Origin of the sequence: Metabacillus idriensis, assembly GCF_009674765.1 — a bacterium.
GTDB classification, from domain to species: Bacteria; Bacillota; Bacilli; order Bacillales; family Bacillaceae; genus Bacillus_P; species Bacillus_P idriensis.
The window spans coordinates 590213-603279 of record NZ_WKKF01000001.1; the positions used below are offsets into that span (position 1 = coordinate 590213).

General features: G+C 38.9%; 13 protein-coding genes and 1 tRNA gene. 11 read left to right on the forward strand and 3 right to left on the reverse strand.

Annotated features, from left to right (window positions below):
* Nucleotides 1–40: 40 nt before the first annotated feature.
* Nucleotides 41–2275 carry a catalase/peroxidase HPI gene (katG, locus tag GJU41_RS02910; RefSeq protein WP_154317952.1) on the reverse strand — a complete coding sequence of 745 codons (2235 nt, stop codon included), beginning with the start codon at nt 2273–2275 and terminating at the stop codon, nt 41–43.
* Between the two features lie 367 nt (nt 2276–2642).
* On the opposite strand from katG, the gene GJU41_RS02915 reads away from it, so the two are divergent.
* The 11 genes from GJU41_RS02915 (at nt 2643) to GJU41_RS02965 (ending at nt 11626) form a co-directional block, all read left to right on the forward strand.
* Entirely contained in the window at nt 2643–3632 is a 990-nt protein-coding gene (locus tag GJU41_RS02915) for a TAXI family TRAP transporter solute-binding subunit (protein WP_396653159.1), read from the forward strand.
* A 62-nt stretch (nt 3633–3694) separates the two neighbouring features.
* Complete coding sequence (locus tag GJU41_RS02920) at nt 3695–4201, forward strand: DUF1850 domain-containing protein (RefSeq protein ID WP_154317953.1); 507 nt, start codon at nt 3695–3697, stop codon at nt 4199–4201.
* Nucleotides 4194–6158, forward strand: coding sequence for a TRAP transporter permease (locus tag GJU41_RS02925; protein ID WP_070875078.1), 1965 nt, complete (start codon nt 4194–4196; stop codon nt 6156–6158). The genes GJU41_RS02920 and GJU41_RS02925 overlap by 8 nt, the downstream gene beginning before the upstream one ends.
* 419 nt (nt 6159–6577) lie before the next feature.
* A complete protein-coding gene (locus tag GJU41_RS02930; protein ID WP_154317954.1) occupies nt 6578–6754 on the forward strand; it encodes a hypothetical protein in 177 nt (58 codons plus the stop codon).
* Between the two features lie 25 nt (nt 6755–6779).
* Nucleotides 6780–7187, forward strand: a complete 408-nt coding sequence (locus GJU41_RS02935; protein ID WP_070875079.1) for a hypothetical protein — start codon at nt 6780–6782, stop codon at nt 7185–7187.
* A gap of 338 nt (nt 7188–7525) precedes the next feature.
* Nucleotides 7526–7597, forward strand: a tRNA-Val gene (locus GJU41_RS02940).
* A 118-nt stretch (nt 7598–7715) separates the two neighbouring features.
* Entirely contained in the window at nt 7716–8630 is a 915-nt protein-coding gene (locus GJU41_RS02945) for a tyrosine-type recombinase/integrase (protein WP_212031428.1), read from the forward strand.
* Nucleotides 8631–8677: 47 nt separating this feature from the next.
* The gene (locus GJU41_RS02950) at nt 8678–8875 is read left to right on the forward strand and encodes a hypothetical protein (RefSeq protein ID WP_154317956.1); all 198 of its coding nucleotides are present in this window, start codon (nt 8678–8680) and stop codon (nt 8873–8875) included.
* 287 nt (nt 8876–9162) lie between these two features.
* Entirely contained in the window at nt 9163–9969 is an 807-nt protein-coding gene (locus tag GJU41_RS02955; protein ID WP_191559187.1) for a hypothetical protein, read from the forward strand.
* A 174-nt stretch (nt 9970–10143) separates the two neighbouring features.
* Nucleotides 10144–10719: a hypothetical protein gene (locus tag GJU41_RS02960; RefSeq protein ID WP_154317957.1), complete on the forward strand. Its 576-nt coding sequence runs from the start codon at nt 10144–10146 to the stop codon at nt 10717–10719.
* Between the two features lie 4 nt (nt 10720–10723).
* Nucleotides 10724–11626, forward strand: a complete 903-nt coding sequence (locus tag GJU41_RS02965; RefSeq protein ID WP_154317958.1) for a hypothetical protein — start codon at nt 10724–10726, stop codon at nt 11624–11626.
* A 117-nt stretch (nt 11627–11743) separates the two neighbouring features.
* Here GJU41_RS02965 and GJU41_RS02970 read toward each other — a convergent pair whose 3' ends face one another.
* Nucleotides 11744–12049 carry a hypothetical protein gene (locus GJU41_RS02970; protein WP_154317959.1) on the reverse strand — a complete coding sequence of 102 codons (306 nt, stop codon included), beginning with the start codon at nt 12047–12049 and terminating at the stop codon, nt 11744–11746.
* Nucleotides 12050–12126: 77 nt separating this feature from the next.
* A complete protein-coding gene (locus GJU41_RS02975) occupies nt 12127–13002 on the reverse strand; it encodes a DUF5677 domain-containing protein (RefSeq protein WP_154317960.1) in 876 nt (291 codons plus the stop codon).
* Nucleotides 13003–13067: the final 65 nt, after the last annotated feature.

Here is a 13067-nt window from a genome sequence, read left to right on the forward strand (position 1 = left end):
TAAAGCCGCTCTTAATCATAGAGCGGCTTAATCCCTTCACTTAATGTTTTACATCAAAACGGTCCGCATCCATCACTTTCACCCAGGCAGCCGCGAAGTCATGCACAAACTTTTCATTGTTGTCATCTTGTGCATACACTTCTGCAAGTGCACGAAGAATGGAGTTTGAGCCGAAGACCAAGTCGAAACGTGATGCAGTGCGCACCACTTCTCCCGTTTTACGGTCATGACCTTCGTAATGGTTGAAGCCAGCCGGTTTCCACTCAATGCCCATATCTAAAAGATTTACAAAGAAATCATTTGTCAATTGGCCTGTGCGGTCTGTGAACACACCATGTTTTGTACCGCCATGGTTTGTCCCAAGGACACGCATTCCGCCAAGAAGAACCGTCATCTCCGGTGCTGTCAATCCCAGTAACTGAGCTTTATCGACGAGCATTTCTTCAGGGCTGATGGAGTATTCCGCTTTTTGGTAGTTGCGGAATCCGTCAGATACAGGTTCTAAAACGTCGAAGCTTTCGGCATCTGTCTGTTCTGCTGTTGCATCACCTCGGCCTTGCGTGAATGGAACGGTTACGTCAAAGCCTGCGTCTTTCGCAGATTTTTCAACGGCAGCACTTCCTCCAAGGACGATCAAATCAGCAAGGCTGATTTTTTTATCAAACTGGCTTTGAATGCTTTCGTAGACATCCAGAACTCTTACAAGTTCAGCAGGCTCATTTGCTTCCCAGTCTTTTTGAGGAGCTAACCTTATTCGTGCACCGTTTGCACCGCCGCGCATATCAGAACCGCGGTATGTGCTTGCAGATGCCCAGGCTGTTTTCACAAGCTGGCTCACAGACAGGCCAGAGTTTAGGATTTTTTCTTTTAAATCGTCGACTTCAGCGTCTGATAAGGTGTAATCCACTGCTGGGATTGGATCCTGCCAAACCAGTTCTTCCTGCGGCACTTCCGGACCCCAGTAGCGCACTTTTGGACCCATGTCGCGGTGAAGAAGTTTGAACCATGCACGCGCGAACGCATCCTCAAACTCTTCTGGGTTTTCGTAAAAACGGCGGGAAATCTTCTCGTACGCAGGATCAGCACGCAATGCCATATCTGCCGTTGTCATCATTGTTTTCACTTTGATGGATGCATCCTCAGCGTCTGGCGCCATGTGATCTTCTGGAAGGTCAACGGCCTGCCACTGGTATGCACCAGCTGAGCTCTTTGTCAGTTCCCACTCGTAGCCTAATAACTGTTCGAAGTAGCCGTTGTCCCATTTCGTCGGGTTTGCTGTCCAGGCACCTTCGACTCCGCTTGAGATTGTGTCACGGCCTTTTCCTTTGCCATGTTTGCTCAGCCATCCTAAGCCTTGAGTTTCCAGAGTTGCTGCTTCCGGGTCATCACCTACAAGAGATGGGTCGCCTGCACCGTGTGCTTTGCCAAAAGTATGTCCGCCGGCAATTAAAGCAACGGTTTCTTCATCATTCATTCCCATACGGTAGAACGTATCGCGGATGTCCCGTGCGCTTCCCAGAGGATCCGGCTTGCCGTTTGGTCCTTCAGGGTTAACATAGATAAGCCCCATTTGAACCGCAGCAAGAGGGTTTTCAAGTTCACGGTCGCCTGAATAACGGTTGTCGGCTAACCACTCTTTTTCATTTCCCCAATAGACGTCTTCTTCCGGGTGCCAGATGTCTTCACGTCCTGCACCGAAGCCAAATGTTTTCAGACCCATAGACTCAAGCGCTGCATTGCCTGTTAAAACAAGCAAGTCTGCCCAGGAAATTTTATTTCCGTACTTTTGCTTGATTGGCCAAAGCAAACGGCGCGCTTTATCTAAGTTTACGTTGTCCGGCCAGCTGTTCAGGGGTGCGAAACGCTGTGAGCCAAAGGCACCGCCTCCGCGTCCGTCAGCTGTACGGTATGTACCGGCTGCGTGCCAGGACATGCGAATGAAGAAAGGACCGTAATGACCGTAATCTGCCGGCCACCAATCCTTGCTGTCTGTCATCAGGTTATGAAGATCATTTTTCAATGCATCATAGTCCAGTTTTGAGAACTCTTCTTTATAGTTGAAGTCTTCTCCAAACGGATTTGATTTTTTATCATGCTGGCGCAGGATGCCAAGATTCAGCATGTTCGGCCACCAGTCCTTGTTTGTTGTGCCTCCAGGTTTTTTTGAAGTCGTAATGGCGCTCTCTTTATGACCTCCGCCTGCACCAGTTATAGGGCACTGACCTGCACCAGCTGCTGTATGGCTTTTTTGATCGTGGCTATTGTTATCGTTCATTTTCAATTCCCCTCCTATTTGATTGTTTAGTGAAAAATGATGAATATACTAATGATTGTGATAATTCAATATAAAATAATCATTCTCAATTTATAATTATACTAAATTATATTTTAAATTTGAAGCAATAAGGTGAGAGAAAAATGAAAATTTATAAAAGATTAACAAAACCAAATTCTCCAGCTTCTCGAAAAAGAAGCAACCAACAAATCAATGAGAAAACAGTTTAATAGAAAGATAGTTTATTTTGAGGGAAAATATTGAATATTTGAATTTCAAGAATAGATTGACAATTTTCTTCAAACATATGGTAATATAAAAATGTGGTATTGTTACAATTAAATTACAAAGAGGGGGAAATTTACTAGTGAAAATGCGTAAAAGTTTATTTATGGTCATGCTTCTTGCTGTTGTGATGATCATTTCGGCCTGTGGCGGAAATGATGCTGCATCTGGTTCCGGGGGAGGCTCAGGAGATTCTAAGCCGAAAACGCTGCGTATTCTTACAGGCGGAACGGGTGGTACATATTACCCTCTTGGCGGATCATTCGGCGATATCATTTCTGATAGCACTGATTATAAGGCAACTGTACAGTCTTCAGGTGCATCTGTTGAAAACATGCAGACATTAAAAAGCGGAGATGCTGAGATTGCATTTTCTCAAACCGATATCGCGACATATGCTTTAAGCGGAGAGAGTATGTTTAAAGATAACAAGATTGATAATGTACTGGGACTTGGTACGTTATATAACGAAACGGTTCAACTAATCACAACTGACAAGAGCGGCATTAAATCAGTTGAAGATTTAAAAGGCAAGAAAGTTTCCGTTGGGGCAATCGGTTCGGGAGCTTACTTAAATGCTACACAGGTCCTGGAAGTACACGGTTTAACAGTGGATGATATTCAGGCTCAAAACCTTTCGTTTGATGAATCAACTGAAGGAATTCAAGGCGGCAGCATTGATGCAGCATTCGTTACAGCAGGAACTCCGACAGCTGCAGTTGAAACTCTTTCAGCTCAAAACAAGGTGGTAGTTGTTCCTCTTGAAGCTGACAAAGTGAAAGAGCTTATTGAAAAATATCCTTTCTACTCTGAGGATGTTGTTCCAAGCGGCACATATAAGATTGGTGAAGACGTGAACACAGTTGCTGTTAAAGCGATGCTTGTGGTTCAGGATGAACTTGATGAAGACCTCGTATACGACATCACAAAATCAATCTTTGAAAACACAGATAAAATTGCTCATGCAAAAGGAAAACTAATCAAAGCAGAAACGGCACTTGAAGGAATCGGCGACTTAAAGCTGCATCCTGGTGCTGAGAAATACTTTAAAGAAAAAGGCGTACTGAAATAATGGTTTGAGAGATAGGCCGCAGAGAAACTGCGGTCTATCTCTTGATTTTGGAGGAAACAGGGATGAAGAAAAAGCTATTATACGTTCTTATGCTTTTCATCTTGGTCATTCTCATCTTTTTTATCCCGTTTAAAAAAACCGCAGCTTTTCATTTTGAAGACACAAACAGGCTATTGGCTTACATTTCTGTTAAAGAAATGGATACTTTTCAAATTAAGTATACTCATTCCATTCATCTTACAGATGTGATTGAAACATATGAGCTTTCGAACAAAAAAATCAAACAAAAAGAGCTTTCATATGAGACGTTTGCAGTAGGCATGCCCTCTGGACCTGAAGGGGAGGAGATTTTTGAAAGAAAGGATGGCCGTTATATCATTTCAAATATGAATCGGACATTTCCTTTTTTCGACCTAAGCATAGGACAGGTAGTTTCCAATCACAGAGTAGTTTACAAAGGAAAAGAATATGAATTGAAAAATTACATAAAACCAGGTACATGGGTCAGAGTCAGCTATGAAACCATGAATCTTTTTCAGCTTTTGAAAGGAGTGAAAATCAATGAGTGAAGAGAACAAAACGTTATCAGCAGAAGAACAGCAAGCCATTCTTGAAAAATATGACCCTGAATCCGCAACAAGAAAACTGACAGGTGTTTTTGCCTGGATTGTCTTTTTTGGCTTGCTTGCTTTTTCACTCTTTCAGCTATACACTGCCATCGTCTCCGTATTTACTGCGCAAATTCAGCGTTCTGTTCACTTAGGTTTCGCTTTATCCCTTATTTTCCTCTTATTCCCGATAACAAAAAATAAGAAGAAAACCGGGAAATGGCAGGTCAGTCCGCTTGATATTATCCTGGCCCTGCTCAGTATTGCTGTAGGAGCTTACTGGCCTCTTTTTATGGAAGATATCGCCATGAGGGTCGGCATTTTAACAACAACTGATTTTGCGATCGGATTAATTGCGATTTTATTAGTATTAGAAGCAACAAGACGTGCAGTGGGTCTGCCGATTACCATTATTGCAGTAGTTTTCATGCTATATGGGTTATTTGGCCAATACATGCCGGGATTTTTGCAGCATGGGGGACTGAGCTTAGAGCGCCTGGTTCAAACCATGTTCTTTACTACTGAAGGAATTCTTGGAACTCCTCTTGGGGTATCTGCAACGTTTATCTTTTTGTTCTTGCTGTTTGGATCGTTTCTTATCCAAACGGGAGTTGGACAATACTTCAACGATCTTTCTGCTGCGATTGCAGGAAAACGAGTAGGGGGACCCGCTAAAGTCGCGATCTTCTCAAGCGCACTGCAAGGAACAATCAGCGGAAGTTCCGTTGCAAACGTTGTTACGTCAGGTGCTTTTACCATACCGATGATGAAAAAATTAGGATATAAGCGTGAATTTGCAGGCGCAGTTGAAGCGGCAGCATCTACAGGCGGACAGCTGATGCCCCCAATCATGGGCGCCGCAGCATTCCTGATGGTTGAATTTATCGGAAACGGCATCACATATTGGGATATTGCCAAAGCTGCAGCGATTCCGGCAGTTCTGTATTTTACGGGTATCTGGATTATGACTCACTTTGAAGCAAAGAGACTGGGTCTTCGGGGCTTAAAAGAAGAAGAAATGCCAAATCGCAAGGAAGTTTTAAAGAAAATCTATTTGCTGCTTCCGATTGTTGCAATCGTGGTGTTGTTAATGACAGGAGTACCTGTTATGCATGCAGCGCTGTATTCTATTTTAATAGCCATAGGAGCAGGCTTTATTAATAAGGAAACACGCATGGGGCCAAAAGCGATTGTTTTGGCACTTGTTGATGGTGCGAGATCAGCACTGTCCGTTGCAGCTGCAACAGCTGCCGCTGGAATTATTGTAGGGATTGTCACAAAAACAGGTCTCGGTTTAACTCTTGCGAATGGTTTAATCGATTTGGCGGGAGGAGCAATTATTCCAACTTTGTTCCTTACTATGATTGCCGCTCTCATTCTGGGGATGGGTTCACCGACCACAGCAAACTATGTAATCACTTCAACAATAGCTGCACCCGCTATTATTTTCCTTGGCTATCCGGATTTGGCGGCTCATTTATTCGTATTCTATTTTGGAATAATAGCCGACATCACACCTCCTGTTGCTCTTGCAGCGATTGCTGCGGCCGGGGTATCTGGCGGAGAACCAATCAAAACAGGAGTTATCTCTGCAAAGCTCGCCATTGCAGCCTTTATTATTCCGTATATATTCGTTCTGCAGCCGCAAATGCTGTTAATCGATACCACGCTGCCCGAAATCGCCTGGGTTGTCTTCACGGCAGTTTCTGGTATGATCGCTATTGGAGCTGGAATGATTGGTTTCTGGATGAGAAAGCTGCACTGGATTGAACGGCTTCTCGCCATCGCAGCAGGCTTGCTGCTTATCTATCCAGAGGGGATTTCGGATACGATCGGCTTAATTCTTTTTGCAGGCTTATTCGCAATCCAGTTATTTATGAAAAAAGATAAAGATCAAAATTTACCACAGCAGGCATAACAGACTGGAAAAAGCGTGAAAATCATCCTGATTTTCATGCTTTTTTTAATCCATACAACCTAACGAAAGCTCGTCATTAAGTCGATTATTGTCCGGGAAATGAGTCGAATGGGATTCTACTGTTATCGTAAAATATTCTATGCATCCTGAAGGTGATAAGAGGATATTAGAAAAAAAGTGCATAAATGATGCGTTGAAGCATTTGAATAACATGGAAGGATTTCCTCCCGAAGCGAATATGGAAATGAAAAAGATGCCTAAGCCGCTCAGGTATTTCGGTTATTTTTTATTGGGTTCTTTTCAGTAGATGTTATTGTCATTCTGATTGGAATCCTGATCACCTAATACGCTGAAGCATAGAAAGCTCTAAATTTTATCTCGAAGTCCATAATCTGCCTGCATACCAGTATGTTTGGACAGTGGACTCAATTATAGGCAACATTTACTCCACTTCTTACGGTTCTAAGAAATTTCTTGGCTTCAGTTCAGATGCTTTTGAAGAGGATTTAAAGGGGGAACTGCTTAAACTGAATTCGGATGGTCTGTTTAATGAAGAGATTCAGCTCTCAGTGAAACTGGCGCTGAAAAGAGAATAAAATCAGCTCGGCTGGAGGGAATCCAATGAAGTATACTCAAAAAGACTTTAACCAAAATCTATTAAACAGGATTACATCTATTGAGCAGAAATTGAAAAAACACATAGAAGACTTGATGAAAGAATATAAGCCTATTTTTAAAGATACCCTTAAGATTGACGGGGATTTTGAGCATGAGGGTACTCATCCTTTCAAACCGGGTTATCGTTCTGCAATATCTGTTGGAATCATTGATGAATATGGAGAAATAGTCAATTTACATACAGTGCCGATTTGGGAATGTAACTGCCGTTTCCTGGGTTTACAGGTTTCATCAAAGATTGCAGGAAGTAGGTTAGTTGGTGAACTACTTGATGAATCTGCAGAAATGATTAAAGAAGAGTTAATAGAATTTATCCAGAATCATCTTGAGGAATTGAATAGAAAGGGCTGAATCTAATGATTTACTTTCTTTTTTTAGTCATACATATAATAATAGGCATTGCCCTAGTAAACATAAGAGGAAGACTCCCTAAACCGATTATTGTATTTGCATTCTCTTTTATAGGAATGAGCTCCATTTATTTTGGAGCAGTGCTGTTTTTAGGAATCATATAAGGATCTATGATTACACTATTTACTTATTTCTGCTGTTTTTAGTACCCATTCAGGCTCTGCTTTTCCTGTTTTAAATGATTCTTTACAAAAACTCTTTGAGCCTGAATAATTTTGTTGACTTTGCGCACGCAGCCTCATATAATAGAGTTTGTCAGCAATACACCTACATAATGCGACTTGTTAGCTCAGTGGGAGAGCACTTCCTTGACAGGGAAGGGGTCGGGGGTTCGAATCCCTCACAGGTCATAATGCTAGTTGTATCAAGGGTTTCAAGCGTTTTGAAATCGTATAAAATGTTGTGGTCGGTGCTTTACCGTCATGACTATTTTTAAACCACTTCTCAAATTATTGGGAGGTGGTTTTTTTGTTGTTGAAATTTGCAGTTCAAGACTTTATTGATGATAGGGAATACAAGAATGTAACAGCTAGCACCCTTGAAGGTTACCGTATTATGTTGAAGCAGTTTGAAGAATACTGTTCTTCGCAAGAATTATTGAACGTGGAAGATATTACTGCTAACACTATTAAAAAATACATTATCTACTGTCAGAAACGTGGGAATAATGCTACCACTACTAATTCAAAGCTTCAACGTATACGGGCCTTGTTAAATTACATGGTGGAATGTGAAGTTATCGAGAAAAATCCTGCCAAGAAGATTCAAAAGGCAAGAGAAGATACACGTATAGATGTATTCACCGATTATCACATCAAGCAAATGCTGAACTATTATAGGAGAATCAAACAACGTGAGAAAGCTTTCTATGCGTACAGGGACTATCAAATAATAGTGACGCTGATAGGGACAGGTTTGAGATTATCAGAATTATGTTCCTTGAAATGGTCTGATATTAACTTTGAACAACAAACCATGTCAATCTTCGGTAAAAACCGTAAAAGAGAAACAATACCAGTAACTGAAAAATGCATGAAAGAACTAGCTGCTTATAAGGTTTATTGCCAACAAGTGTTTAACGGCAAATTGAGTGAATTTGTCTTTACCAACAAAGATAATCAAACATTGACACCAAACGCAGTTCAAAACGTGTTCAAACGACTTTCAAAGATAATGAACTTCCGTGATGTGCGTTTGTCTAGCCATACATTCAGACACACATTCTGCCAAAGGTGTATTCAGTCTGGCATGAGTACATTTGCAGTTCAACGTCTAATGAGACACTCCTCAATAGTAGTTACTGAACGTTACGCAGCTATGTGGGGAAATGACCTGAAGGAACAGAATGATAGGTTTAACCCGCTTAATTCAATAGATATATAGTTATATGTTTTTGTGGATTGTAAATATATCAGAAAGGATGTTTTGAAATGGTGCATACTCAACTACCAAACATTACTGAAATGAAAGCTGAAGATGCAATCTTGTGGTACTTGAAAGAGATAAACGAAGTGTACAGCACGAAGCATAGAGTGGCTGGAACGTATTCAGAAGAATACAAGGAAGCATTGCTTGATTGGAAACACCAGCTAAATGAGAAATGTAACGTTATCAGGCAACAGTTTTAAGGCAAAGAAAAAAGGTGTGTGTTCGCAGCACGCACCCCAAAACTTACATATCAAGATTATACGTTTAACCGTACAGTTACAGAAAGCTGAACAGTAGTACAACAACACTAGATGTACAACCGTACAAACTGTAAAGCAATAGACAAATAACCATACAAAATAAACGAATAACCGTACAATTTTTAGTTTACCAAAAAATTTGGAGAATTAAAAGTTCTATTCAGTGATGCCTTTTTTCTGAAAGGGTAATGTGCGGTTGTTCTGTACATAGACAGGGGAAAGCAATCGTGCAATCAGGGAACATAGCCAACTTTAAAGAACTATCTAACTTCAGAGATATAAAGGAATTTAACAACCATTTTGAACAGTGGATGACTGAAATTAAAGTACAATTCACAAAGGCTGAAACAATTGCCCTTAAACGCCTTGCAAGGTATTCAGCAAAGGTTGCTGGTGTTTGCAATGCAAAGATAGGAACAATTACTAAAGCTACACACGAATTAGACGGTGCTGGTATAAGCCGTAGCAGTTTTAAACGAATGGTGACTAAAGCAAAGGATTTAGGCTTATTAGTTGTACATGAAACTGTACGAAAAAACGGCAGTAAATCAAGCAACGTATACTCTTTTAATCGATATCAGGCTTCTTCACAACCAGCTTCTGAACCATCCAATGTTGAAAAATTGAACCACCCACAAACAGACAACCTTTTTGAAACTAACAAACAAGATATTAAAGATTTACGTAAGGACGAACTGCATACTTCGCAAAAGGAAGAATTGATTTTAGATGCAACTTTTGTAAGCGAAACTGTTCCCGCTGCTTTTACTAACTTTGCGAAGTGTTTCTACAATGATGCGAAAGTGATTGAAGAATTTTGGAAGCTTGTAACTATATCAGCACTTAAACATAAAGTCACAGAAGACATCACGGACACCGCTATAAAGGCGTTTAAGGCTTTGGTACGAAAGGTGAAGTTCAGCACCGTAACAAGCACTTATGGCTTCTATTGGGGCATTTTGAATAAGAAATTTAGAAGTGTTTACCTTAAACGAATGTTGAATTCTTGGTGGGAAAGTGGTACAGCAAACTAATGTACTCTAACGAGTAATAGTGCTTACAACATAGAAAAATATGGTTTATAATTATAATTAAAGTCTGAAAATTACTAAAAAAATGTTTGGTGAAACTTACCAAAATATAAAGAAAATTCGTGATTGGTTGAAGCTATAAATGGAAGTGTGGAAAGAAAGGAAGGTTTATAAAATATGCCAAATTGTGATTGGGGTAAACCGTGTACTTGTATTGATTGTCGTACCAAGACCTTCAGCATTCCCTGCAATTCTTGCGGTTTTAAGACAACCGTTTCTTATGAAATAGGTTATGGTGGCGGTAGTACAGATAGAAAAGGGCTTTTCAGTTATGACTTCCAGGAACGAAAAGAAGAAACTTCTGAAATCGATTGTTTTAAATGTGGTCATCATATGACTGATGTTCCTTACTATGAAAAGATAGATGTACACATTAATGAATACAAATTGAATGAAAAATCATGTGCTGAATGTGGAATCAAAAATTCTGAAGCTGGTCTTAAAATAATTCAATATAGAGAATGGAAGGACAAAACCCTTTGTTTGGGTTGCCTTGAAAAGAGACTTGTAAATGAAATTCCTAATCCTTCCAATGGTGAAAAAAAGTTTAAGATAGATGTTAATACAACAAAATATGTATTGGATAAGGTCATGGTTCCTTGTGTAACTTGTGGAAGAAAACGTTGGTTAAAAGCTGATAATCAGTGGCGAAAACAATGTACTAACTGCTATAAAAAGGCTTTGGAGGTGTAAGTGAATGGTAAAGAAGCGTAAAAATAAAAAGAATACCCAATCACTTAACGTGACCTTTGAATTGTATTTTAACCCTTATATTAAAGATAATTATACACGTATATATGATGTGTTATTGGAAACGCATAATCGTACATATGAAGCAATTTATAAAGAAATTAAGGAAAATCCACAATTAGTTTATGGTAATTACCTTAAAGACGCAAAATCTGCTATTTCTAACAATTATTATTCTGAAGATGCTGACCCAAGTTCCTATTATGAACAATTAGAAGAATATGTGGTTGAACGTATGCAAGAACAATCGTTAATGCATTATCAGTTTGAATTAATGTCATTGAGTAATTTGTATCAAGTATTTGAACAGCAGTTAAGAAAATGGTTATTTGAGGAAATGACCCATAGACATAACCAATACATTAATCAAATTGAGTTTGTTCTTAATGACGAAGAAAAAGATTATGGGTATTTTTATAGTAAGTTTGAACAGTTACAAAATGTTTTAAAAGAAATGAATCTAACTTTTACAATTCCATCTTCTGTAACAGAGTGGGCTGAATTATTTGGTGATGTTGAAGAGAACGGAATTGAAGTTCCTATTGTAGAAACAGAAATTTGGAAAACAATTCGTGAATGTAATTTAATATCAAATACTTTTAAACATGGTAGTGGTAAATCTGCTAAGGAATTATACAAGCTGCATCCTGAATACTTTGAAACAGTAATTTCAAGTGATACTAAGCTTATGAATTTGTATCGTACAACCAATATGGAAGAAGTATTATGTGTGGAACGAATATCTTTCGAAAAATATGTTAAATCAATGAAAAGTTTTTGGGAGAAGCTAAAGATGCACCAAAGTGGTTCTGTTATGCTGGAAATTAATACGTCATCAGAAGAAGTATAAAAATATTTTTTAACCATTAGTACAGGAATTAAGAACGCAATAAAAGGCATCTGATGAAGTGAAGGTTATGGATGTAGAGAAAAAGCACCTTGATATATTCAGGGTGCCTTTTTTTTATTAACCGAACTCTATGCTGATTTCATCACCCGCTTCATAGTGCGTAGGCAGCTGTTGAATTAGGGTGTGTACCGAATAAGTTACATAATCTTCAACTTCTTTTGGTAAATGGTATTCCAACTTCAACATACCCAACGGAAGAACGTACTTTAGTTTTAGACTTGTGTAGTACTCATATTCGCATTCTTTATATAGTTTTTTTAGTTTTACCGCTTCTTCCGTTGTTAATCCTTTAAAGGCACTTTCAATCACCTTTTTTACTAGCTGCACATGTTTTTCTGAATCCACATTAAATACTTTTTTCATTTTATTATACCTTCCTTTTCTCGTTTAAGTTTTTTTAATTTGTTATTTACAACCCTTAAACAACGGAAGGTTTAAAATCAGACATATTCTTCTTCAAAAAAGTTTGAGAACTCAGGTCTTACAACTCGGTGGAATTTTAAAAAGTCTGAAGTATATTCAGGACAATAACGTTTTACCATTAAGACTGTGCATAGAAGAAGCATTGATATTGTTTGATTTGAAAGAGTATTATTTTTTTGGTTTTCATATCGAATGGGGATTAAGATATGCTTTTGGGAAGTTTCATCAAAAAGGATACTATCAAGTGCGTTGTAACCATGACTCTCAAGAGAATAGGCAGCATATAACATAGGGTCTGTGCCTTTAATTTTCCGTGAAAGTTGGTTAAACGTTGTAGCATTACTACAAAGGCTGTACCATTTTGGTGCAAAATACTTACCTTTTTCCTCTAATTGCATTTTCTTTTTTAACCATACTTTGTTTACCGGAACCAAGTTCTCTTTTGTTAGCGTATTTTCCTGTTTTTTAATAACATCTTTCATTTCTTCTACGGTATATATTGTTTCTAAACCCTTGTTTTCAAGCGATTTTTGAATGAAAATAATTAAATCATGAAGGTATGAAACGTAGTACGAGAGTGCCCGCTTTTCAAGTGATGTACCACCTTGAAGTATAAATTGCAGACCCACAAAGGTTTCATATAAACTTCTGAAACTAGAAGTTAATGCACTATTAGATTCGTGGTCAAGGAGAATATACACCCCATCTGCTTGTTCAATCACCTTCCGAAAGAGTGAAATTATGACCATATCGTGTGTTAGGGGGTCTTTTTTTCCAACACATATTCTAAGTACTCTTTCTGATGCTGAAATACAGTTACTTAAATGCTTCATTAAAGGAAGACTACTGTCTTCTGTATAGTCCGAATCAATAATTACATCAAATATACCCAAGAAATCACCTCTTGATATGATATTTTAGGTATATTATAGCAGTATATGGAAGTTTGAGGTTGAGG